Consider the following 24607-nt stretch of genomic DNA (forward strand, 5'->3'; position numbering starts at 1 on the left):
TTACCTCCAACTTCAGCGCATGGATCCTGTCCTATTTTTGTAGCGTTCGGGAAGAAAAGCGTTTATCAAAAATAGGATAGGGCGCTGTCCTACTTTTTGCCTTTTTCTTCCAACCATTTTTGGTAGAGTTCCTTTGCCTGTGGGCTCCCATCAAGGAATGCATTATAATGTCCCAGCGCACTGTCCCGCCCTTTGATATATGCAGCCTCTTCTTTCTTTGATATCCTTGATACCTGATAGATTGAAAACCCTAGCACCAAAAGGATACACACCAACAAACCCCAGGACAGTTTTATGGCCCAACTTGGCAATTGAATTGATTTCTCCACCTTGTGAAGGATCCTTTGCATCAGTCTTTGCTGTTCCTCAATGGTCTTCTTTTGATCGTTACTGTATTCTTTTAGAAGTGCGCTGATCTCAGTGGTGTCAGGCCTTAACGGAAGGTTCTGTAAATTTTCACGTACCCTTTCCAAACGGCCGATGCTCTTCTCAAACCCGTTGATCTCCTCGGTCAACAGTTCCGCTATTTCATCCAGTTTTGCCATGATGTTCTGTTTAGATTCCTATTCCAGTGTCCCTGACCACTTTTATGGCCAGCTTGATGGTTTTCTTTATGATGGTCTTGGTGAAACTCATTGGGACATTCACTGTCCTACCCAAAAGTTCCATGCTCTTGTCCTTGGCAATTCTTTGTGCCCTTTCTTTCTCAAAGTTCATTTGGCCCGCTATCCTTCCCATGGACATGGAACGGTGGACCTCACTTCCCTTGAGGTTGGTTCCCTTGTACTCAAAACGGAAGCCCTGCAATTGGTTCTGTCTGTTGATGCTCGGGATGACCTTTACGCGGTTCTGTTCCATGGATTTGATGTACTGGTCAAAATCCCTTGGCCGTTCCTGGGCCATGACCTTTTCATGGATCCGCTGTATTTCAGATCGGAGCTCCTGCATCCGGTACAGTTTTTCCTGCTGTGCCTCCCTTACCGTGGTAAGTTCCATCTGTCTGGCCACCCGCTCGGCTATCTGTTGGCTTCGCTTTCCGATGAAACTGTCATTGTAGGCCTTTCCCTCAAAGCTTATACGGTTCGCATACAGGTGGACGTGCACATGTTCCTTGTCCCTATGGACAAATGCCACGGCCTGATGCTCCCTCAGCCTCATTTCCTTAAGGAACCGTTCGGTCATTTCCTTAAGTTGCTCTTTTTCCAATTTTTTGCCGTCCTCAATGGTAGGGCTCAGCACAAAACTGAGTGTATTCTTCCTGCACAGTTCGTTCTGCTCTTGGATGATCCTGAACTCCTCGGTAATCTCCCTTGGGGTCTCCCCGGCTAGATATTGGCTGTGGATGATTTCGGCTTCTTTCTCCTGGTTCATCCCATAGCTCATGGAGGCTGCCGTATGCGATATGGATTTTCCCATGCCTATCATTTCTTGAAGTTTAAAAGGTGTTGTCGTATTTCTTTGGCCAATTGGGCCGTTTCCTCTGCCAACTTGGGGTTCCGCTTACGGAACATGTTGGTAATCAGTCTGAAGTTCCGTTGGTATTTGACCAAAAGCTTATAGGCCTCTATCTGTTCGTCCGTCATCCGCTCCACGATACGGTCTTCGAAGGCCGCACGTCGGCAGTACTCACTGATGGAAAGTCCGCTCTTCCGGGCCTTGACCCTCAGCAGTTTTTTCTCGTAGACCGAGCACCGGAACTGGACGAACTCTTTCTTCATTTTCACATCATCTTTTGCGACCTTCGGGAGCAAAAGCAAGATTTGTCATGACAATGACACATCTTGAATTCGTTGCCGAATTTCATCCTTAGCGCTTTTTACCATCCATTCGTTCATATCCTTGAAACCTTCATAGAGGAAGGACAAATCCCTACTGTTCGTACACTTTTCCAATAAAAGTTCTGTCATCCCAAGTCCCGTTTTGTCCCTATCAAGAAACAGCTCCACACTATCATATCCCCCTATTTCAGTGATCATCCTTTTTACAAAGGCCGTGGTGTTCAATATCAAAAGGTCATGGCTGTTTCTGATTTCTGGCCTCAGTTCCATTAGGGTAAGCATATCGAACATCCCCTCGACCAAAGCCAACTTTTTGGAAGCATTCTGCATAAATGAAACATCCTTTGGCGAAGTGGAGCCTTTCCAATATCTGTTCCGCAGTTCCCAGCCCCCGGACCTGTTTTGGAGCCCGATGGCAAAATATTTCCGACCACTTATTTTATAGTGGATTTCCTTGCAGAATTTCTTTACAGTTCCGGCCGATATCTTTCTGGACCGCAGATAGTTTTGCAGCGCCCTGTGTTCGATCTCCATTTCCTGGATGATTTGAATCGGGTTGCCTCTATGTTCCGTTTCGGTTGGATTCGGCTGCTGATGAAAAGAATAATGGTCCATAGGACCCGATAATCTTTCCAATGCCTCCTTTACGGAACAGTTCTCCATTTTCATGACCAGGTCTATGGTGCTGCCCCCCTCGAAGGTCCCGAAGTCTATCCAGTAATTCTTCTTCAACGACACCTTGAAAGAGGCTTGGGTCTCGATCCGGAACGGGCTGAGGAACCAAGCTTCTTTTTCCGTTTTCCGGACTGGAAAGTGCCCCGACTTGGCCAGCGTGGAAACGAGGTCAATGTTGCGGGCTTTTTCGCAGTCCAATCTCTTTTCTTTCATGGTTCAGTTTTTAATCGATTTTTGATGATTTGATGACAGACCTTTGGAAGGTCCTATAAATACTGGTGGTTGCCCCGTCATCATCTTGTCATCGTTTCATCACTTTTGTTTTTTTCTTCAATGTCCCTGTCATCATTTTTTATTTTGATGACAGAATGATGACAAAGTGATGACAGCCTGAACCCTTATAAACACTGGGCTTCTATCAATCTGTCATCAAATCATCAAAATTTTTGACCAAAAAATTCTTTTTTATGGTAAAGTACCTGCCCTTGGCGTCCTCGGTGTTGATCTCACCGTTGTTCCAGATGGTAATCTTTTGGTACTTGTTGGAATTGGGCTGGTTCTCCAGTTTCCAATCGTTTTTCAGCAACCGCCTCAGTTGGGTCAGGTCGGTCTTGACCCGTGTTCGGTTGAGCATGTGAAGCGCATCGATGGGACAAAGGTCCACCGAGTCCATCTCGAACTTTTCCATGGCGCTGAGCAGTAGACTGGCCAGTTCCTTCTCCACCCGGTTCCGGTTGTTGTTCACCAACTTCTTTAATGCAGGTGTGTAAACCTGTTTAGCTGTGAACCACATTCGAGTTCTTTGATTTGAATTGTATTCCTTTTTTGAAAGGAAATGCAAAAAAGCGGGCACTTCCTGGGCCAACTGGTCCAAGAAATCGGTGTCCTCTTTTTTAAGGGATGGGATTTTCCGCACCCAGAACCTGGTCTCATGGGCATCGATCTTGATAAAACTGTCCTCGTTGTTACTACAAAGGATGAACTTGCCGAAAAACTCCACTTCCCGTTTGTCCTTGCCCTTTGCCTCCAGTTTGTTCCGGTTGGTGGTACTCAGATATTTGATGCGCTCAGTGAGCTCCTCCTTGTTGAACAGTACCTCGTCAATGCATATCAGCAGTTTGTTGGCCCAGTCTGCATTGAACTGGCTTGCAAAGCTGTCATTGGTCAGGTAGGTCAGGTTGTTTCCGAAGATTTCCTTGAGCCATTTGAGAAATGTGCTTTTCCCAGTGTTCCTTTCGGTGGAAACCAGACAAAGGATGGGGAGCACCTGCACTGGTCTTTGGTAAAGAAGCTTCAAATAGTCCAGTCCCAATTCCAGCTGGTTTCCGAAGATATGCTTCAAAAAGGTCTGTGTCCTTTTAATACTTCCCTCTTTCGGTTTGTGCGTTAAAGGGGAATAGGTATTGTAGAAACCATGGTGCTCCTTTTTGAAGTCAACATGACAGGGAATACAGGCGAACCCGTCATATTTTGAGACCTTTCCCAAATAGTCCTTGCCATGGTCCTGCTTGATGATGTGCTCGTTCCATGGCACCAACTGCTCGTTGAAATGTCCGGATATGGTGGGATACTTCACGATTTTATAGAAAGACGTGCCAATGCGGACATATGGAATATTTTTCGACATATCACTCTCATTTTGTTGATACACGACGGAACTTTCCATTTTTTCTCGCGCATTCCAATAGTTCCTTTTTGGAATAGAAAATTGAATTCCCAATTTGGTAATAGGGAATCAAATTCTTTTTCTTCCATTTGATAAGGCACTGTTCAGATCGCCCCAAGAATTTAGCAGCTTCCTTTTGGGTTAGACGGTCCTCCTCTGAATGGATCACCGATTCATTGGCGAGGTTTGTTCTTTGGAGCCTTTTGATTACCAATTCGATGGTGTTTTCAAGGTCTTTTTTTGTAAAGCCGTATAGAATGGGATTTGACATAGTTTAGAAGATTTTAATGAAACAATCAATTCATCGGCTAAACTAGGTGTAACATTAGGCTAAATCAGATTGCCTGATGAACTGGGTAAGCGGTTTTTGTGTATTGAAAATCAGCCATATAAGTTTTGATTTACGTTTGTAGGGGAGAGTGGGGACTATTGATGGAAGAGTTGACCACTATTTGAACATTTTTGGGTAATGTTCTTTTAAATTGACGCCCTACCGTAAAAATTACCTCCTGGTTTCCTGAGAAAATCCATTAGCTTCGGTGAAAATTTCCAAATATTCTTGTCAATTTGGACTGAACCATACTGTGGAGATTTTGACGGTCATTTTCATCATGATACATTGATTATTTGAAGGGCTAGGGAGCTTTAATTGGCATAACGCAACAAAATTATTTTATACCTTAATTGATTGATAGACAAATGGAAGTTCCAAGGGTGGAAAAAATACTGAATCAAATACTGGCCGAGGCAGATATAGCTATAAACAAGGGAGATTTGGAAACCTACTTGTTTAATATACGCTTACTTTTTAAGAAAATATCTTGTGACTGTTTTATAGAAGGACACCAGGAAACTCTAGAAAAACATCTAAAAATAATTAATTCTCTATTTTTTGACGGGAATAGTTTCGAATACAATCTTGCTTGTGGATTTTTAAAATTGTATTCGGACATATATGAACCTGCTCCAAAGATTGTTTTGTTTAGAGCGAACGAGGATAAAACTTCAGCTATTTATCATTTAAAAAAGGCAATAGATTTAAAGGATAATGATGATTTGTGTTATTCTTTAGCATCTAAAGCAGAGTTCAAAAGCAAATCTAAATTGAACAAGCACTCTTGTTTAGAGTACGCTCATAAGGCAGTGAATATGAACCCAAGCGCTAATAATTATTTTGCTTTGGGGCAAGCACAAGGCAATTGCAATAAATTTAATGAGGCAATTCATAGCTTTTTAGCAGCAATTGATTTAAACAATAATTTTCCCCATGCCTATAGGTACATTTATAGAACATATTTATGGACCAGGGAGTATGAACGAGCAAAAGAATATGCCCAACTTGCGATTTCAAGATTTAATGATAAGTGGTCATATTATTATTATTCTAAAATACTGATAGGTCTCCAGGATTATAAAGCAGCCTTAAAATACTCAAAAAAAGGGTTAAATCTCTTTCCTTCAGAAAGGTTGTTTAATCTTTTGATAGCTGAAATCCTAGAGCATATGGGAGAAATTAAAGAATCGATACACATGTATGAAATTGTTTCTTCTTCTAAGATTGAGGAGTCAGAATATGCCAGAAATCAAATAAAAAGAATAAATAAAATAGAAATAGCGAGAAAACTCCAAAAGGCCAGCGATTTTTATGATTTAAAGGATTATAAAAAATCAATAGAATGGTATGAACAAGTGATTTCTGAAATTGAGAAATCTCATATCAGAAAATACCTGTCTGCTAAAGTTAAATTAAAGCATGGAGAAATTCAGATTGACACAATACATCCTATTTATAAGAGATTAGAGGAGCTTATGGAATTGGCGTCATCTACTAAATACGACCCTAAACTTTCTTTTTACACCCAAGAATATAGAAGTGTAAAAAATATTAAAGAGTACTATGAAGATGATTTAATAAAATTCGGGAAATATAAAGGAGAAATATTAGAGGAAATAATATACAAGGATGCTGAATATATCCTCTGGTGTATTATCAATTTGGACCATTTTTTCCTGTATAATAAAACCTTGATACGATTGTTTGCAAGCATTAATGAAAACAATCCTTTACTCGAAGAAGCAGTTTTGAACAATTTATTAAAGTCCCAGTTTTACTATAATCGGAAACCTGATAATTATTGGGAGGAACACAATGTTGACCATGACGGTGATTTTAACATTAACAACACAAGTGATTTCTACAATGATTCTTTAGACATGGATCAACAATCACCAGAATTTTGGGACAGAGTCTAGTTTTATTAAGAGGTGGGGGTTGACCGTTTTATCAAGCATCAGGCGTTGAATGATGCTGAAATTAAAACTGAAAACATCACACAAGTTTTTATTTAACTTTTTAAGGGAGGGAGGAGCCTATTGATGGAAGAGTTGACCTCAATTTGCACATTTTTGGGCAATGTTCTTTTAAATTGATACTCTTCCGAAAAGTTCTTTCTCCATGTTTGCCGGGAAAATCCATTACTTTCAGTGAATATTTCCAAGATTCTAGTCAATTTGTGGTGTGAATTCTCTGTTGTAGAACTTATGATAACGCCTTTGATAATCAAGTACCTTAGTAAGGCAATGAAGGTTAAAACTTCATCTTGGGACAATTCGGTATAGTAAGGATGAAAGATATTCCTCAAATTATATTTGTCAGGGGCGTAATCTGAAAATCCAGTGTAACAGGCCGTAAATTTTTTGGCGTTTAAATTTAGTAAGTATCTTTTACAATAAGAATCAAGAACAAGGGCAAACTGCTTTTGGGTGATTCTACCGTTCAGGATAATCCTATTTTCCAGATTAACAGAAGTGACATTTTGATTTATATCGATTAACATTGCCTTCAAACCTTTGGCATCCAAGATTACACCATTGCTGCCAATATTGATGTTTATTGCCAACGCTTTGTGTATCTCATTCATGGAATTTAGAACCGAAGCATCGCTCGCATTCTCCATCGTTATGGCCAATGCTCTTTCCACGGCAATCTTATAACTGAAAAATGAACGGATCCATTGTGATTTATTTTTTTGATTTTTGATTTCACTGTTTAGTCTTTCAAAAGTGAGTTCCGATAACAACCGGATTTTGAACTTTTTGGAGGAAAGATTTTGGATGAGTGTTCTTGTGATTTTTGGGTAAGTTTCAAATGCGCACATATAGCTATCAAAGCCCATATCGTTCTCCCTTATGGATTTGATCAGGTATTTGTGAAACATCCTTTTTTCTGTTTCGTCCAAAGCTTGATAAAGGGACATTGAACAATTGGAGTATTTGACGACATTAAAATCTTTTGGAGCTTTAAGGATACCGCTGAAATAAATAAAAAGAACCCAACCAAAGCTTATGAAAAGGAAGGCCACTATGAATTTTTCCAGATTGGCCCCGGGGAAAGTTACCAATTCCCAGAGTGAAATGCCCAAATAGAGCAATAGGGCTATAAAAACTATCGGCAGGGTCAAGAACAAGGTATACTTGTTCTTGGCAAGTATTTTATGGGCAATATAGTCATAGGAAGATGTCATATCATTTAATGTTTTCTTATTGCACAAGATTCCAGGTGTTGTCCATTTCCTTCTGTTTAAAGTCTTCGGCTATATCGACATAGCGTTTAAAGGAAGCTTCATCCTTGTGTCCAGTAATGTTTCTGACCACCATTTCCTTCATGCCAAGGACCAAACTATTGGTAACAAATGTCTTTCTGGCCGTGTGGCTGGTAATCAGGTCATGTTTGGCCATGGTTTTATCGATTCGTTTCTGCCCTATGTATCTAGTAATAGTGATTTGGGTATTTATTTTGGCTTTTGAACAACACTCTTTTATATACTCATTGAATTTCTGATTTGAAATAGTGGGAAGAGGCTCATATATTGTTCCCTTGTAGCGTTCCAAAATTTCTAAGGCATATTTGTTCAAGGGGATTTTTTGGTCAATGGTCTTCGTTTTTACAATAGTGATTTTCAAATGATCTGAAAAGACATTTGAAGATTTAAGGTTCATGATGTCACTAAAGCGTAAGCCTGTAAAGCACCCAAAGCAATATATGTCCCTTATCTGGGAATATCTTTTGGATTTAAAATCGAATCGGTACAAAGCCATCAATTCATCCATCGTCAGATAGATTACCTCAATGTTGTCCTCAGTTCTTCGGAATTTTTTAAATTCCAGATTATCGTGATATCCTCGCTCATATGCCCAGTTCATAAAGGTTTTAAGTATAGACACCAGTTTTCCGAAGTAATTGTTCAAGGTTTTACGATCCTTGAAACAATAGTCCCTGAATTTCTCATAGAAGTCCATATTTATATTATCGAAGCGTAATTGGTAGGAAACTTCGTTTTGAAAATCCTTTAAGAATCCTGTCACGGTGTTGTATTTTTTTATGGTGCCATGAGCTTTTATGGTTCGGCTGGTTTCAATGAACTCATCGAAGCTTTCAAAAAATTTTGGAGCCAGTGAATTTGACCCGAATGACCCATCATCCAGTTTCTCTTCTACCAATTCGGCACTAAAAGGGATATTGTTCAAATGGAGGTACCGAAATACGGTAAACACTTTTTCCCTAAACTCATCGAGTTTTTGGTTGAATTCGATATGGTTGTTATAGTCTTCTTTTTGTGTATTGGATTTTATCCGTTGGTTTTTCCAATGTCTAGGCAATACTTTTACTCCTGCAATATTTTTTCTGATTCTTATCCCTTTAAAGGTGATTGTTGCCCTGACGGGTAAGGTTCCATCTTTGTTTCGCTTATCGTTTCGTGTGGAGAAGGTTAATTGCATTTAATGGAGATTAGTGTTGTTTGTATTTGCATGGATTAAATTGATTAAAAAGGGGGGCAAAACAGGGGGCAAACAAGCACAAATAAAATGCTAAATTTGATTCACCTTCATTCTTCTCAGCCCTTATATAGCATAAGATACGGAATGTTAGGCGATTATAAAACGGGGAAGAAAAAAAATACTCCAGGTGGGACCACATAAAAACCCTTTCAGGTCATTGATTTGGAAGGGTTTTTTAATAGGCATGTTTTTGAATATAGTCATCCAAATTTGAATGTTCGGGACCGCGATAATGGAAAGCTTCGGCATATTCGCAATTAAATTGACTGCCCAATTCTTTGTCCGAAGGGGTTCCCCTCAGTCGTTTGGAGTCAATATCCAGCACAAAATGTTTGATGTAGTTTCGGTTGGCTGTTTCCGCATCATTTCCAAGAATATCCAGCTTCTTTCCTTCCTTGAGAAGGCGCTCCCTTAATCTTGAACCGTTTTCCCCGGCGGGCCCTTGTGTAATGTTTACCCTATTGGCGTCCACCTTGGTATCTATATGATCGGAAATATCCACAATCCGGTTTACGAGTTGGGGACCGCGGGCAAAATAATAGAGTTCCTTGACCAAATGCGGTTGGATTCCCGCATCCAAGTGTTCGGGATAATCCCTTCCCCCTCCTGCCATCCACCTCGCGGCCTCGACAGCCCTGGCCGTAACATAATGGTCCGGGTTTTCTTCATAGTGGCCCCATGGGTCATAGGTGATGATGGTATCAATTTTCAACATTCTGATCAAAAAAACCAACCTTGCCCTGAGTTCAACGGGGCTAATATTATCCATTCTATGGTTGCGATAATGAAGATCATACGTTTTTTTCAGGCCCAAAGCCTTGGCAACGGCCTCATTATCGCGTTCATTATTGCCAATAAGCTCGCCAAAAGTATCTCCCTTTCCCGCATGATCATCATTTGTGGTTCGGATGAGATAACCCGTATAGCCTTCATTGATGAGTTTTGCCACTGTGCCTCCGGCAAACAAAGGAACGTCATCGGAATGGGGTTGGATTGCGGCCAGTACCTTGCCCTCATGGGGGCGTCCTTTTTGGGACTTTTCAATGACCATGGTCTCTTCGTCCACAAAAGTCCTACCGCCTAAGCCCACATGAAGAAAGGGTAAGGCCATGCTACTGTTAAGAAAAGATCTTCGTTTCATAATTTTGGTTTGGTTATTACCTAAAAATAAGGAAATAACCAGTTCAGGCCAATACACGCCTCACGCAATTTGTAACGTTATTGGCTTTGCTGGAAACAAAGAAATTATAACCAACCTTTTCTAAGTCATAGGCTTTTTAAACCTATGGGAGAATATTTGAATTCCATGGGATGATTTCCTTTTTATGTAAAGCATCCAATCCCATTTGGACGCATATGGCTGCTTTGGCTCCACTGATTACATTTGATTTTGGTATTGTGTTGTCCAAAATATTGTTTTTGAAATCCAACAATGCCTGTTTGCTGGGGTCCAAATGTTCCACTTCAATGGGAATGCCCTTGCTTTGATCCCATTTGATAGTGGCCCCGGAAACCCCATCAACTTCCCCAACTTCTCGGTATTGCTCCTTTTTTTCAGGATAAAACCAAGCTTTGGTGTAGTCAATGGTGATGGTGCCTTTATCACCCATTACTTTGATGAGGTAATCGTCCTTGGAGTTGCTGGTAAGGCATGTATACTTGGCCCGGACTCCATTGGGGTAGGTGTAGATCATATGGACATTGTCATAAGTCTCACGACCATCTTTCCAGTAGTCTATACCCCCATCTCCCATAACCTTTATGGGTTCGGCCTCGAGTAACCAGTTGGCAAAATCGAGTTGATGGGAACACAATTCGGCCAATAATCCTCCAGAGAACTCTTGGTACATGCGCCAATTTATGGCTCTTTCGTACTCAGGTCTTGGCACGGGTCTTCGCCAATTGCCATTTCGATTCCATTGGCATTCAATGGCGGCAATTTTCCCAATTTTCCCGTTTTTTATCAAGTCCACCACATGGGTATATAGCCGGGAGCTGTGGTATTGGTGACCGGTCTGAAAAACCGTCCTTGATTCCGATGCTTTTTTGACCACATTTTGTATGGCGGTATATCCTTTTACCATGGTCTTTTCACAATACACGTGTTTTCCTGCATCAAGTGCATCAATGGCAATATGGGCATGTTCACTCAAGGGGGTAGCGATCAAGACGGCATCAATGGCAGAATTGTCCAAAAGGGCCCTGTAGTCGGAATATGGGGTTGCTTTGCCTTCAACTTTGGCCAATCCCTTTTCCAGTCTAAAGGGCAACACATCGCAACACGCCGCCACTTCAAGGCCTTGAATACTGTTGATATGGGGAATAAGGCCTCCACCCCTAGAGCCCGTTCCAATAACACCAATACGGACCACATCATTTTTTGAAGTATATAAGGGAGACGCTTGTATTGCGGATATTCCCGCTACGGCCATTCCCGTCTTTGCAACAAAATCTCTTCGTTTCATAGGTTACAATTTAGGTTCCCATCCTTTTGCGTATTCCCGTTTCCAGCTTTTCTCCATAATAGCATTGTCATTGAGCACTTTTCCGGTTTTGATGTCGACCTCCAAGGTATGCCCTGCATCTTGCGCCATATTGCCTAAATGGCAAAGCATCGTGGAGACACTGGCATCATTGATGTCAGAGTTCAATGATTCATCTTTTCTGATGGCATTGAAAAAATTGGCCACATGATCTACATCCAATCCCCCAATCCCCTGAGTATTGGTGGTGGCACTTTGTGAACGCTCGTACTCAAGTTTTACGGGATTTCCTGCCAAATCGAACAGCTTATAGAAATTTCTGTCGAGTTGGATGGTTCCCTTGCTTCCATAAATGGTGGCGCCTCTCCCCGGGCGTTCCGGTTTCATAATGCCTCGACTGTGTCCTGTCCAAGTGATGAACTTATCTCCGGGAAATGCATAGGTCACTTGTTGGTTGTCCACAAACTCCCAATCATCATCATAGGTATATTTTCCTCCAAAAGAGGTTACGGTCGAGGGTAGATCCACTCCCAAAGCCCAGCGGCAAATATCAATTTCATGGGTGCCATTGTTGTGTATTTCACCCGTTCCCCAAGTCCTGAACCAGTGCCAATTGTATGGATGTACATTGTCCCGGTAGTCCTCTTTTGGGGCTGGCCCCTGCCACAGTCCCCAATCCAACGTATTGGGAACGCTTATTTTGTTTCCTTTTCCAATGGAACCCCTATTGTTGGAATAATAGGCTTCTCCTTTATAGACCTCTCCAATGACCCCATTGCGGATATCGGTAATTGCTGATGCCGAAGTTTTGGCAGAACGCTGCTGGTTGCCCATCTGCACTTTCTTCCCGTACTTTTTCTGGGCAGCCACCAAAAGGTCGTTTTCGTAAGGATTGTGGCTACAGGGTTTTTCCACATAAACGTGTTTTCCAGCTTGTAGGGCCATGATGGCCATAGGGGCATGCCAGTGTTCCGGCGTGGCAATGAACACGGCATCCACATCCTTGTCCTCCAATATTTTTCTGAAATCCTTTTCCACTTTGGGGATATAGCCGATATTCTTCTGGCACCACGCATTGTGCTCCTCGATAATAGTGTCGTCCACATCACAGTTGTACAGAATCCTTGCATTGGCATCTTGGTGGATGGCAATGACATGGGCCTTGGCTCTACTGCGAACCCCGATTACAGCTACGCCCAAGCGATCATTCGCGCCTAGAATACTGGAAAATCCCATGTTGGGCATCAAAACCCCTGCAAAGGCCAAACCTGTTGTGCCTGCTGTTGTTTTTTTGATAAAATTTCTTCTCGTTCCCATACTGTTATGTTTAGAGTTGTTTGATTTTTATGTTTCTGAACGAGACCCGGTCCCCATGGTCTTGCAGTAAGATATTTCCTTTGTCTGCCTCCCCAAATTGAGGCCAAGTAACATATTTGCTTTCCGAGACCAATTTTCTATAGGCATCGCTTTTGCGCTCATACTCCAAAACCTTCATTCCGTTGAGCCAATGCTCCACATGGTTGTTATTGGATTTGATATGCGCCGTGTTCCACTCCCCAATGGGTTTTACATATTTGTTGGGGTCGGCTTGGATCAGATCATATAGTGAGGCCAAGGTTCTGCTGCCTTCGTGGTTTCCAAGTTTGGCATCGGGATGGCGGGCATCGTCCAAAATTTGGAATTCCAATCCAATGGAGGAACCTTCTCCCTTGTTCAAGTCCGTGTTCACATAATATTTGATGCCGCTATTGGCTCCTTCAGTTATCTTGAATTCCAGTTTTAGCTCAAAATTGTCATACTGTTTATCTGTGACGATGTCCCCACCGGCTTCGGATTCACCACCGCCTGTGGAAAGCACGGTCAACTCACCGTTTTCAATGACCCATCCCTTCTCGGGAAAATGATCCAATTTGGCTCCACGCCATCCATTCGTGGTCTCTCCGTCCCAAAGCATTTCCCAATTGCTTTTCTTGTCCTCTGCAATAAGTTGATTTTTGGTAGTGATGGGCGGTATGGGCGATTCCGTTGCGTATTTTTCAGGGTTTTCGGTTACGATCCGGATGTTTTTCCATTGAATCTCCGTGCCCGCTTTTTGGTTTTCACCAATACTGTGTACTTGAAGGGCAATAAATCCTGTAGCGGTGGCATCATCAACAAGATGGGCTGCAGGAACCCCATTGATCCATGTTTTTATGGTATCACCTATGGCTTCAATACGATAGTGGTTCCATTCATTCTGTTTGAAAGCTTTCTGTGCAGCCTCGTTTTCCGTAAGGGGGTTTAACCATCCTCTTCGGCCCTCATCATAGATGCCTGCGCTCCAAGCTCGGTCCGAAGGATCAATCTCAATTTGATAGCCATGGACACGTCCGTTCTGATACTCTGGAATGCTGTTACTGCGTATCTGGATGCCAGAGTTCATGGTAGAATCCACCAAATAGTCCAACTCCAAGATAAAGTCACCATATAAGGCATCCGTGGTGAGGAAGGTGTTTGGTGTGTTGTGTTTGGTCGTGCCCACAACGGCACCATTTTCCACCGAATACTCGGCAGTTCCTCCCTTTACGGTCCACCCTTCGAGGTTTTCTCCATCAAACAGGGGTACCCAAGGGGTATCATCCTTGGGTTTTTGGTCGCAACTGGCTATTAAAGCCAAGGTCAGCAGTACGGTTATCCTACTCAGGATTTTTTGGTTATTCTTCACTTTTCTAGAGTTTAAATGATTCATTTTTTCTTTTTTATACATCGAATAGGCTAGGTAACCACAAAGTCAGTTGAGAGACATAGGTAATCAACAACAATGCAGCGATCATGGCCAAAAACAAGGGTAAAAGGGGCTTTATGACTTTTTGTATCGAGGTTTTGGCCACACCTACGCCCACAAAGAGGACGGAACCTACGGGCGGAGTGCACAGACCAATACATAGATTGAATATCATGATGATACCAAAATGGATGGGATCAATGCCCAATTTGGTGACAACAGGCAAGAAGATAGGGGTGAAAATGAGGACGGCCGGGGTAATATCCATAAAGATGCCCACAAACAATAAAATGGCATTGATGATCAGCAGGACCACGATCACATTGTCACTGATTCCCAAGAGGACATCACTAGTGGCCTGGGGGATATTTTCATAGGAAATGGCCCATGACATGCCAATGGAAGCCGCTATCAACAACAACACCATAGCCGTGGTCACGGATGAATCCAATAAAATATTGGGTAGGGTTTTAAAGGAGATTTCCTTGTAAACAAACCCTAGAATCAAAGAGTAGAGCACCGCAATGGCTGACGCTTCCGTAGCGGTGAATATGCCTGCCACAATACCTCCGATAACGATGACCAATAACAATAGACTTGGGAAAGCGTCCACAAAGGTCTTTACGATTGCCAGAATACCAGAATCGCCTTTTTTGGCGTGTCCGGTATATCCTTTCTTTTTGGCCCATATCATGGCCACGATCATCAAAAACACTCCGGCGAGAATGCCGGGGATATAGCCTGCCAAAAACAAGGCAGCAATGGAAACGCCTCCACTGGCCAGGGAATACACAATCAGGATATTACTGGGGGGGATGATCAGGCCCGTAGTGGCCGAAGTAATGTTCACTGCGGCTCCAAATTCCTTGGAGTAGCCCTCTTTTTCCATCTCAGGACCCAAAATACTGCCCATGGCAGAGGCTGATGCCATGGCCGAACCTGCTATGGCTCCCATAAGCATGGCGGCCGTTATATTGATCAAGGCAAGTCCGCCGGGAAGCGCACCCACCAAGGTCTTGGCAAAAGCAATCAAACGATGGGCCATACCCCCTTTGTTCATTAAGTTTCCGGCAAGGATAAAGAAAGGAATGGCCAAAAGGGCAAAACTATCCAAGCCCACGCCCATACGTTGGGCCAAGGTGGTCGTTGCCGGTAAAAAAGGAATGCTGACCAACATAGTCAATAAAGCGGAAATGGAAATGCTCCAAGCCACAGGAACGCCTATGGCCAAAAGACCAATAAAGCTAATCAGCAACACCAAAACGGGGAAATATTCCATTATTCGCTTTTATTTAAAATGTCCGTAATTTTATAGTAGACGATGAGTAGTCCGCTTATGGGGATGACCAAATACACATAGGCCAATGGTATTTGAAGGGCGGGCGACAACTGTTCCAATACAAAAGTTATGTAGACCAAACGGATACCTCCAATGACCATAACCGATATCGCAAAAAGGATTACTGCAATTTTAACTGCGGCCGATAGTCTTTTTTGGGTGGCTTTATTGAACCTTTGGGGCAGTACGTCAATGGCAACATGCATATCTTTCCCAGCCACATAGGCCGCTCCCAATATTCCGGCCCAGATCATGAGGTATCGGGCCAATTCATCCGTAAACGAGCTTGGGGTTCCCATCACAAAACGGGTAAAAACTTGCCAAAGCACATTGAGGACCATGGCAGACATGATGATGACCAATGCACCGCCCAATACGTTATCTATGGTCTTTTTGGAACCCATATCATTCAACTGCTTTTATTTGTTGTATCAATTTAGATAGTGTTTCGTCTGCCTTATATTTTTCATATACCCTTTCTGTCTCCTTTGAAAAGAGGGACTTGTCTGGTCTACTGATTTTTACCCCTGCCTTTTGAACAGCTTCCAAGGATTCTGCTTCTGCCTTGGCCCATAGTTGTCTTTGATATACTACGGATGCATCCACAGCCTGTTGCAGCCAGCTTTGTTCCTCTTCCGAAAGCTTATCCCAGAAATGGGTGGCCACCAAAATGATATCTGGGGAAAAGGTGTGTTCATTCAAGGAGTAGTATTTGCATATTTCGTAGTGCTTGGAGAGGTAAAAACTAGGCGGATTGTTTTCCGCTCCGTCTACAACGCCCTGCTGCAAGGAGGTGTACAATTCTCCCCAAGAAATAGGAGTGGGCGAGCCCCCAAATCCACGGACCATCTCCATGGCAGTGACACTGGGCATTACCCTGATTTTTTGCCCTTTTAGGTCACCGGGACTTTCAATTGCTTTTTCCTTGGTGTAGAAACTACGACTGCCTGCATCGTAAAACCCAAGGCCCTTTAACCAGTATTTTTTGCCATCGTTCAGTAATTCCTCGCCAATGGGGCCGTCAAACACTTTAAAAGAATGCTCCCGATCTCTAAAGAGATAGGGTAGTCCCAAAACCCGGGTCTTTGGAGCAAAGTTTTCTAGCGTGGCGGCAGAGACCTTGGTCATATCCAAACTTCCAATCTGCAATAATTCAACAATTTGACGCTCCGTGCCCAATTGCTGGTTGGGATAGATTTCAACCGTCATTTTACCCTTGGAAATCTCTTCAAGGTCCTCTCCCATCTTTACCAAGGCTTTGTGAACGGAATGGTTGACATCCAAGCCATGGGCGAGCTTTATGGTCTTGACCTCATTGTCTGCCTGACACCCCATCAGAAAGAGTATAAGACCAGCCCAAAGTACTATGGAAGTATACGATTTCATTATTTTTTCAATCCTTTTATATGGTATCAAAGTTGAAATAGTCCTTGGCGTTGTTATAACAGATATCCTGCACGATACTGCCCAAATGTGGTAGGTCTGCAGGCAATAATCCTTTTTGGATGTCATTCCCCAAAATATTGCAGAGCAACCGCCTAAAATATTCATGTCTTGGGAAGGACAGCAAGCTTCGCGAATCGGTGAGCATACCTATAAAGGTACTGAGGACCCCTAAATTGGATAGGGTGTTGATTTGTTTTTCCATCCCATCCAATTGGTCCAAATACCACCAACCTGAACCGTACTGAATCTTTCCCTTGATTCCACCCCTGTTGAAGTTTCCAGCCATGGTGGCAAAAACCTCATTCTGTGATGGATTTAAGTTATATAAAATAGTCTTTGCCAGTTGATCTGTGCTCTCCAAAAGGTTCAAAAACTTACCTAAGGGATACGCCTGTTCCTTATCGCCAATGGAATCAAAGCCCGTGTCCGGGCCCAATTTGTCCAGCATGCTTTGGTTGACATTGCGCAAAGGGCCCAAATGAAACTGTTGTGCCCAGCCCAGGGACTGATATTCCCTACACAGAAAAACCAAAGTTTGAAACTTATAATAATGGATTTCTCCTGTTTCCAAGCGTTGCCCTGAATCCATTTTTTTGAAAATGGCCTCAATATCATACGTTCCTTCCTCAAAGAAATACAACTGCTCCAAACCATGGTCTGCCAATCGGCATCCGTTTTCATGGAAGTAGTCAATCCGATTTTTTAGGGCCTCCAGCACATCGGAATAAGAAGATATGGTAATGCCGGAAGCATCTGATAGTTGCTCCAAATAGCTTTTATACGCGGTAAGGTTCTCAATGGCATAAGCCTTATCCGGACGAAAGGCTGGCAACATTTTTGGGTGATGACCTGCTTTTCTGGATTTTTGGTGAAATCGCAAATCATCTATGGGGTCATCGGTGGTACAGACCACCTCAACATTCATTTGTTGTAGCATTCCCAATGCTGAACACGTCTTCTCCTGTAGCTTGGCAGAAGTGGCTTGATAGATTTCAAGGGCGTTGTCCTTGGACAGTAGATCTGTGATTCCAAAAAAGCGTTGCAGCTCCAAATGGGTCCAATGGTAGAGAGGGTTCCGAACCAAATAGGGTACGGCCTCGGCCCATTTTAAAAACTTGTCTTGATCGGATGCATTGCCGGTGATGTATTTCTCATCGATTCCCAAGGCACGCATGGCTCGCCATTTGTAATGATCTCCGTCCAACCACGCCCGGGCCATATTATTATAGTGTCCATCATTGGCCAACAACTCCGGGGTCAGATGGTTGTGATAATCAATAATGGGCATGTTTTTGGCATAGCCGTGATACAGCTCTTCGGCATATGGGGTCTGTAGCAGAAAGTTTTCTTGGATAAAACTCATATTCCCGATTTTTCAATGCCCAACATTAACCCCCGTAATTCTGCCAATCCCCGTAAACGACCTATGGCAGAATACCCAGGATTGGTTTTTTTGCCCAAATCGTCCAACATCTGGTGCCCATGATCGGGCCGCATGGGCATACGCCGGTCGGGTCGGTTGGTCTGTGTTCTTTTGCCCTGTTCCGACAAGAGTTCCTTAAGCACACCGTACATGTCCACGTCACCATCCAAATGGTCTGCTTCGTAAAAATTGCCTTGGTCATCCCGTTTGGTGCTTCTTAGGTGGATAAAGTTGATTCGATCAGCCAATTGGTTGGCCATATCAACCAAATCATTGTCTTCACGAACCCCGAACGAACCCGTGCAGAAGCAAATCCCATTGTGCGGACTGTTGTGGGCGTTGATGAGGTCCTTGGCATCTTGTAAAGTACTCATGACCCTTGGCAGTCCCAAAATCGGGAAAGGAGGATCATCGGGATGAATGGTCAAGAATACCCCGGCCTCTTCAGCAGTTGGGGCTATGGCTTTGACAAAAGCGTGCAGGTTTTCCCGTAATTGTTTTGGTCCGATGTCCTTGTAGGCGTCCAACACATTTTGAAATTGCTCCAATGTATAGCCCTCTTCCGCACCGGGCAGTCCGGCAATGATATTACGGATGAGTTTCTCCTTGGAGGCTCCGTCCATTTTTCTGTAGGCTTCTTGTGCCAGTTTAATTTCCTCTTGGGTATAGTCTTCTTCGGCACCTGGTCTTTTAAGCAGAAATAGTTCAAATGCGGCAAAAGCAGCTTTGTCAAACCGAAGGGCCAATGATCCATCAGGCATTTCATGGGCCAGGTCGGTACGGGTCCAGTCCAGTACGGGCATAAAATTGTAACAAACGGTGTCCACTCCACATTGCCCCAGATTTTTGATGCTCTCTTTATAATTTTCAATGTAGTGTTCAAAGTTTCCGGTGTGCTTTTTAATATCCTCGTGTACAGGGATGCTTTCCACCACGGACCACGTAAACCCATGCGCTTGGAGCTGCTTCTTGCGTTCCTCTATTTCTGAAACGGGCCACACCTCCCCATTGGGAATATGGTGCAATGCCGTGACAATTCCTGTGGCACCTGCCATTTTTATATCTGCGAGGGCAACCGGGTCATTGGGCCCGTACCACCTCCATGTCTGTTCCAATCCCATATCTTATACGCCGCTATATGCACTGAAGCCCCCATCAATAGGTACTACAATTCCTGTTACAAATTTTGATCCATTGCCCATCAACCAAAGTACGGTTCCCACAAGATCGTCGGGTTCCCCAAACCGGTTCATGGGAGTATGTTCCAAGATGGTGTTTCCACGAGGGGTAAGCGACCCATCTTTTTGGGTCAGTAAACTCCTATTTTGATCGGTTAAAAAGAAACCGGGGGCTATGGCGTTTACCCGCACTCCAACGGGAGCCAAATGCACGGCCAACCACTGGGTGAAATTGCTGACGGCGGCTTTGGCCGCACTGTAGGCCGGTATCTTGGTCAAGGGCCTAAAGGCATTCATGGAAGAGATGTTCAAAACCACTGTGTCTTCTTTTCCAACCATATCCTCTGCGAACACCTGAGTAGGCAAAAGGGTCCCAATAAAGTTAAGGTCAAATACAAACTGGATGCCTTTGGGATCCAAGGTAAAGAAGGTGGTCAAATCTTCAGGTGGATTTAGATCCTCCTCGAAAAATTGGGTTTTTGTGGTAGTGCCCTTGGGGTGGTTGCCACCTGCACCATTAATGAGGATATCACAACTCCCCCATTGCTCTTTTATGATGTTCCTTGCTTTGATGAGGGATTCCTTTTCGAGCACATTGGCACCAACACCGATTGCCGAACCGCCATTGGCGTTTATTTTTTTTGCGATTTCCTGAGCAGCCTCTTCCTTTAGGTCAAGGATGGCCACCTTGGTTCCCTGATTTGCAATGGATAGGGCCAAAGCACTGCCGAGGACACCTCCTCCTCCAGTGATGACCACCACTTTGTCTTTTAATTCGTTATAATGAGGTTGATTCATAGGCCTTTTCTGTATTTTTAGGGCTTGATTGAAAGATACGATTTTTCTGTGTCCCTGATACACAGTTACGAAGTTAAATTTTTTTCTGGAATAAAAAAATGAAAAGGGATTTACCTAAAAACCAACCCAATAGTCTAAACGATTATCAAGTTAAAGAAGATTCCTATGAGTGTTCCATTACCACAGACATTGCAGTTTTTGGTTATGTGGACAACCAATTGAAAATTTTGTTGACTAAAAGGACGGTAGGTAATTTCACGGATCATTGGATGTTACCCGGTGGTGCTCTTCAGGCAGAAGAAACGCTAAAAGATTGCGCCCAAAAGATATTGTTTGCCCTTACAGGATTTGAAAGCATTCATTTTGAACAGGTAAAAGCCTATTCCGAAGTGGACCGGCATCCTACAAAACGGGTGATCACCATATCGTTTTACGCCTTGGTAAAACCCGAGAACCATCCCTTGACCTTAAAGAGCGGTGTGGAACAAATTGATTGGTTTGATCTGGACAATATTCCCACCAATCTTGGGTTTGATCACAACCGAATTATCCGGGATGCACATCAATTTTTTAAAAAGAATCTAAAGGATACCCTTGTAGTTGGTGAATTGCTTCCACAGAAATTTACGCTGCCCGAACTACAGAATCTTTATGAGAACATTTTGGGCCTGGAATTGGACAAACGCAATTTTAGAAAGCGAATCTTCCAAATGGATATTCTAAAGAATACAGGCGAAAAAAAACCTGGAGTAAAGGGGGGACCCATGTTGTATTCGTATAAAGATGAAGCGTAAGACCATTTCTTGCCCAATTCAATAACAAAATCAACATTATATGTGATTTTCCATCGAATTGAAAAAATGACAAAAATTCGAAGATGGGGAGGAAAAAGTACGGTTATGGATGCTGTCAGTATCCGTATCTTTAGACGAAATTGTAATGTTTCAATTCAATTAATACACTAAAACCCATGAGAAAACTAAAATCTTCGGTCCGTTGGGCCAGTCTTTTTACAATGACCGTTCTATTTAGTATGTGTAGCCTTGCACAAAAAAGCCCATACAAAAGCGTTGAGGGAAAAGCAGCCAATGCATCTATCGAGATTACCTATAACAGTCCTTCCATGCGGGGACGTGAAATTTTTGGAGGCCTAGTTGCCTATGATAAGGTTTGGAGAGCAGGAGCCAATATGGCCACAACCTTTACCACTGACAAGGATATTACTGTTGGCGGGGAAAAACTTTCTGCAGGCACCTATGCCTTGTTCTTTGTGCCCAGCAAAGGAGATTGGATCGTAATTTTTAATTCTAATCATGGACGCAGCGGCTCTTCTGTTGAAGGACTGACTTTGACCGAATATGATAAGGAAAACAAGTCGACTGACGTGCTTAGGGTTAAAGCATCGCCAAAAAAAGCTTCCCAAGCCAAGGAGCAGTTGACCTATACCGTTACCAATGATGGATTTACAATGGAGTGGGCCAATGTGGTACTTCCCGTTGCCATTGACTAGGCATAGTAAAACTTTAAAATTGAAGACCCATTTTCTTGAATTGGAAGATGGGTTTTTTGTTGGAATTTACCGGAACAGAAGTAGAAGAGCACCTAAGGCGGTAAGCACAAGAATCATTTTCCTGAAAAACCCCTCGCGAATAATTTTTACCAGTCGGATACCCACATAAATCCCTGCTAAAATGGCTGGTATCAGTTTTATATCCACCCATAAAGTCTCTAGTGTAACGGTCTTCCACACAAAAATGTGAAAGGGAAGCTTAAAAAGGTTGGTAATGAAAAAGAGCCATGCCGCGGTTCCCACAAATTGGTTTTTGGGTAATCTCATCGCTAGAAAGAAAATGTTGGTAAACGCCCCTGCCAAGTTTCCGATCATGGTGCATATTCCGGCCATAATCCCCATGGAACCAGCAAACAGCCAATGGGTGGGAACATGGGTGGATTTTCTTCGGTCCCACCAATACAGTAGGCCCAAGCTGATAAAAATAACGGTGACCATACCCCATTTGAACTCCACTTCCGGCAAGTCTTTTCCAACAAGAACACCAATAAGGATACCCAACACCATCCACGGAATAAACTTGAGAATATACTTCCACTGCGTATGTCTGTTATAATAGATGACGGCGATAATGTCCCCTACAATCAACAGAGGCATAAAAATTCCTGTAGATGCCTTGGAACCAAAGGCCAAGGCCATGAGGGTAACATTCAATATAGACATGCCCTTGAGGCCAGCTTTGGAGGCTCCCATTAAAAAAACTGCCGTGGCGGCCATGGCCCATGCCATTATAGAGATTTCGGAGGGAAGGGAAAGAAACATCCAAAACATTTGGTGGAGTACAAAAGTAACCTAAAAAAACTATCTTTGGTTCTTACCAAAACCAAACCAATGGATATACAAACCTTAGATTATGCCATAATCTTTACATTTTTCGCTATTGTCCTTTTCATAGGAATTTATGTTTCCAAGAAATCAGGAAAAAGCTCATCAGAATACTTTTTATCGGGAAGGACCATGCCATGGTGGTTGTTGGGACTTTCCATGGTGGCAACGACATTTTCCACGGATACGCCCAATTTGGTGACCGATTTGGTTCGTTCCAATGGTGTTTCCGGAAACTGGGGATGGTGGTGTTTCCTATTGACGGGAATGCTCACGGTTTTTGTATATGCCAAGTTATGGCGGAAATCCAACGTAAATACGGATTTGGAGTTTTATGAAATTAGGTATGGTGGTAAGGCTGCAAGCTTTTTAAGGAAGTTCCGGGCCATTTACTTAGGGGTGTTTTTCAATGTGATCACCATGGCCTCGGTTACCTTGGCCGCCATTAAGATAGGTGGTGTTATGTTGGGGTTGGACCCTTGGGTAACTGTAGTCAGTGCCGGCCTTATAACGGTTATTTTTAGCGCCCTTGGAGGATTTAAGGGAGTGGTTTACAGTGATTTTCTTCTCTTTTTTGTGGCCATGGGCGGTGCTATAGGGGCTGCGGTCTATCTGGTCAATCTTCCTGAGGTTGGTGGAATTCAGTCCATTTTGGAAAATGAAAATGTACAAGGAAAGCTAAGTATCCTTCCCGATTTTAGTGATAAGAAAGCGTTGATAACGGCCTTGATCATTCCATTGGCTGTACAATGGTGGAGTTCGTGGTACCCCGGAGGGGAACCCGGTGGTGGTGGCTATATCGCACAACGGATGTTGGCGGCAAAAGATGAGAACCATGCCATTGGAGCCACATTCTTCTTCAATATCATGCACTATGCCTTGCGTCCTTGGCCATGGATTTTGGTAGCACTGGCCTCTTTGGTGGTATATCCGGATATTGCCAGTATCCATGAAGCTTTTCCTAATGTAACAGAAGATAAATTGGGACACGATTTGGCTTATTCTGCCATGATGACCAAATTGCCCACGGGTCTTTTGGGAATTGTTTTGGCGTCTTTGGTAGCAGCGTATATGAGTACCATCTCAACACAATTGAACTGGGGCTCTTCCTATATTGTATATGACTTTTACAAACAACAGATAAATCCAAATGCCACTGAAAAGCAGATGGTGAATGTGGGAAGACTGTCCACTGTAGTATTGATGGTCTTAAGTGCATTTTTGGCTTTGGCGCTACAAGATGCCATGGGTGTGTTCAACCTATTGCTGTCTTTTGGAGCGGGAACGGGACTTATCTTTATTCTACGTTGGTTTTGGTGGCGTATCAATGCTTGGAGTGAAATCACGGCGATGTTTTCCTCAGGGATCTTGGCCGTTCTTTTGGAGACCACTTCATTAAGGGAAATCCTTTTTGCTCCTGAAACCGGGGTGTTCCCAGAATGGGCAGACTTACCATTTATTATGGTGGTCACATCAATCATTTGGTTAACGGCTACGTTTGTGACACAACCGGAAAGCAAAGAAGTTTTGCGTAGTTTCTACCTCAAGATTCAGCCGGGAGGACCAGGTTGGAAAAAGATTGTGGATGAAGCAGACGCAGAGAATGTAGAAATTGTCAAAAGCAATGAAAAATGGAGTGTTCCTGCGGGCATCACGGCCATGTTGTTGGGTGTGGTATTGATTTACTCCATCATGTTTGCAACGGGCTATTGGATCTATCAAGAAACCCAATTGGCTCTCATTTTGACCGGTGTTGCCCTTGTTTCAGGATTTTTCCTGATCAAGGCTTGGGGTAGGATCAAGGATAACATCTTATAACAGCA

23 protein-coding genes are annotated in these 24607 nt (G+C 43.2%); 4 read left to right on the forward strand and 19 right to left on the reverse strand.

What is annotated here, in order from left to right:
* Positions 1 to 89: 89 nt before the first annotated feature.
* The 6 genes from EZV76_RS02975 to EZV76_RS03000 form a co-directional block, all read right to left on the reverse strand.
* Positions 90 to 545, reverse strand: coding sequence for a DUF6730 family protein (locus EZV76_RS02975; RefSeq protein WP_136565089.1), 456 nt, complete (start codon positions 543 to 545; stop codon positions 90 to 92).
* Between the two features lie 10 nt (positions 546 to 555).
* On the reverse strand, positions 556 to 1416 hold the full coding sequence (locus tag EZV76_RS02980; RefSeq protein ID WP_236640844.1) for a relaxase/mobilization nuclease domain-containing protein: 861 nt from the start codon (positions 1414 to 1416) through the stop codon (positions 556 to 558).
* Positions 1417 to 1421: 5 nt separating this feature from the next.
* Positions 1422 to 1718, reverse strand: a complete 297-nt coding sequence (mbpA, locus tag EZV76_RS02985; protein ID WP_136565091.1) for a mobilization protein MbpA — start codon at positions 1716 to 1718, stop codon at positions 1422 to 1424.
* 45 nt (positions 1719 to 1763) lie between these two features.
* Positions 1764 to 2666 (reverse strand): DUF8464 domain-containing protein, encoded by a 903-nt coding sequence (locus tag EZV76_RS02990; RefSeq protein WP_136565092.1) that lies wholly within the window; start codon positions 2664 to 2666, stop codon positions 1764 to 1766.
* A gap of 205 nt (positions 2667 to 2871) precedes the next feature.
* A complete protein-coding gene (locus tag EZV76_RS02995) occupies positions 2872 to 4080 on the reverse strand; it encodes a primase-helicase family protein (protein WP_136565093.1) in 1209 nt (402 codons plus the stop codon).
* 7 nt (positions 4081 to 4087) lie between these two features.
* Entirely contained in the window at positions 4088 to 4390 is a 303-nt protein-coding gene (locus EZV76_RS03000; RefSeq protein ID WP_119647448.1) for a helix-turn-helix domain-containing protein, read from the reverse strand.
* Between the two features lie 428 nt (positions 4391 to 4818).
* Here EZV76_RS03000 and EZV76_RS03005 point away from each other — a divergent pair, with 428 nt between their 5' ends.
* Positions 4819 to 6372, forward strand: coding sequence for an exodeoxyribonuclease X C-terminal domain-containing protein (locus EZV76_RS03005; protein ID WP_136565094.1), 1554 nt, complete (start codon positions 4819 to 4821; stop codon positions 6370 to 6372).
* A gap of 92 nt (positions 6373 to 6464) precedes the next feature.
* Here the strand turns inward: EZV76_RS03005 and EZV76_RS03010 are convergent, their stop codons facing one another.
* The 12 genes from EZV76_RS03010 to EZV76_RS03065 all read right to left on the reverse strand — a co-directional run bounded on the left by EZV76_RS03010 (position 6465) and on the right by EZV76_RS03065 (position 20389).
* A complete protein-coding gene (locus EZV76_RS03010) occupies positions 6465 to 7643 on the reverse strand; it encodes a eukaryotic translation initiation factor eIF-2-beta/eIF-5 family protein (protein WP_136565095.1) in 1179 nt (392 codons plus the stop codon).
* A 16-nt stretch (positions 7644 to 7659) separates the two neighbouring features.
* A complete protein-coding gene (locus EZV76_RS03015; RefSeq protein WP_136565096.1) occupies positions 7660 to 8898 on the reverse strand; it encodes a site-specific integrase in 1239 nt (412 codons plus the stop codon).
* Positions 8899 to 9133: 235 nt separating this feature from the next.
* The gene (locus tag EZV76_RS03020) at positions 9134 to 10099 is read right to left on the reverse strand and encodes a PIG-L deacetylase family protein (protein WP_136565097.1); all 966 of its coding nucleotides are present in this window, start codon (positions 10097 to 10099) and stop codon (positions 9134 to 9136) included.
* Between the two features lie 142 nt (positions 10100 to 10241).
* Positions 10242 to 11423 carry a Gfo/Idh/MocA family protein gene (locus EZV76_RS03025; RefSeq protein WP_136565098.1) on the reverse strand — a complete coding sequence of 394 codons (1182 nt, stop codon included), beginning with the start codon at positions 11421 to 11423 and terminating at the stop codon, positions 10242 to 10244.
* Positions 11424 to 11426: 3 nt separating this feature from the next.
* Positions 11427 to 12758: a Gfo/Idh/MocA family protein gene (locus EZV76_RS03030; protein WP_136565099.1), complete on the reverse strand. Its 1332-nt coding sequence runs from the start codon at positions 12756 to 12758 to the stop codon at positions 11427 to 11429.
* Between the two features lie 10 nt (positions 12759 to 12768).
* Positions 12769 to 14169: a 3-keto-disaccharide hydrolase gene (locus EZV76_RS03035; RefSeq protein ID WP_136565100.1), complete on the reverse strand. Its 1401-nt coding sequence runs from the start codon at positions 14167 to 14169 to the stop codon at positions 12769 to 12771.
* A 10-nt stretch (positions 14170 to 14179) separates the two neighbouring features.
* The gene (locus EZV76_RS03040) at positions 14180 to 15484 is read right to left on the reverse strand and encodes a TRAP transporter large permease (RefSeq protein ID WP_136565101.1); all 1305 of its coding nucleotides are present in this window, start codon (positions 15482 to 15484) and stop codon (positions 14180 to 14182) included.
* Complete coding sequence (locus EZV76_RS03045; protein WP_136565102.1) at positions 15484 to 15948, reverse strand: TRAP transporter small permease; 465 nt, start codon at positions 15946 to 15948, stop codon at positions 15484 to 15486. The genes EZV76_RS03040 and EZV76_RS03045 overlap by 1 nt, the downstream gene beginning before the upstream one ends.
* Before the next feature lies 1 nt (position 15949).
* Positions 15950 to 16930 carry a TRAP transporter substrate-binding protein gene (locus EZV76_RS03050; protein ID WP_136565103.1) on the reverse strand — a complete coding sequence of 327 codons (981 nt, stop codon included), beginning with the start codon at positions 16928 to 16930 and terminating at the stop codon, positions 15950 to 15952.
* A gap of 16 nt (positions 16931 to 16946) precedes the next feature.
* A complete protein-coding gene (gene uxaC, locus EZV76_RS03055) occupies positions 16947 to 18353 on the reverse strand; it encodes a glucuronate isomerase (RefSeq protein WP_136565104.1) in 1407 nt (468 codons plus the stop codon).
* Positions 18350 to 19534 carry a mannonate dehydratase gene (gene uxuA, locus EZV76_RS03060; protein ID WP_136565105.1) on the reverse strand — a complete coding sequence of 395 codons (1185 nt, stop codon included), beginning with the start codon at positions 19532 to 19534 and terminating at the stop codon, positions 18350 to 18352. The genes uxaC and uxuA overlap by 4 nt, the downstream gene beginning before the upstream one ends.
* A gap of 3 nt (positions 19535 to 19537) precedes the next feature.
* Positions 19538 to 20389, reverse strand: coding sequence for an SDR family oxidoreductase (locus EZV76_RS03065; protein WP_136565106.1), 852 nt, complete (start codon positions 20387 to 20389; stop codon positions 19538 to 19540).
* Positions 20390 to 20487: 98 nt separating this feature from the next.
* Between EZV76_RS03065 and EZV76_RS03070 the strand changes: the two genes are divergently transcribed.
* On the forward strand, positions 20488 to 21183 hold the full coding sequence (locus EZV76_RS03070) for an NUDIX hydrolase (protein ID WP_136565107.1): 696 nt from the start codon (positions 20488 to 20490) through the stop codon (positions 21181 to 21183).
* Between the two features lie 176 nt (positions 21184 to 21359).
* Positions 21360 to 21899, forward strand: coding sequence for a DUF2911 domain-containing protein (locus tag EZV76_RS03075; protein ID WP_136565108.1), 540 nt, complete (start codon positions 21360 to 21362; stop codon positions 21897 to 21899).
* Positions 21900 to 21965: 66 nt separating this feature from the next.
* Here the strand turns inward: EZV76_RS03075 and EZV76_RS03080 are convergent, their stop codons facing one another.
* Positions 21966 to 22721: a sulfite exporter TauE/SafE family protein gene (locus tag EZV76_RS03080; RefSeq protein ID WP_136565109.1), complete on the reverse strand. Its 756-nt coding sequence runs from the start codon at positions 22719 to 22721 to the stop codon at positions 21966 to 21968.
* A gap of 69 nt (positions 22722 to 22790) precedes the next feature.
* Between EZV76_RS03080 and EZV76_RS03085 the strand changes: the two genes are divergently transcribed.
* Positions 22791 to 24602: a sodium:solute symporter family protein gene (locus EZV76_RS03085; protein ID WP_136565110.1), complete on the forward strand. Its 1812-nt coding sequence runs from the start codon at positions 22791 to 22793 to the stop codon at positions 24600 to 24602.
* Positions 24603 to 24607: the final 5 nt, after the last annotated feature.

This window comes from Flagellimonas alvinocaridis (assembly GCF_004916895.1).
Classification (GTDB): Bacteria; Bacteroidota; Bacteroidia; order Flavobacteriales; family Flavobacteriaceae; genus Flagellimonas; species Flagellimonas alvinocaridis.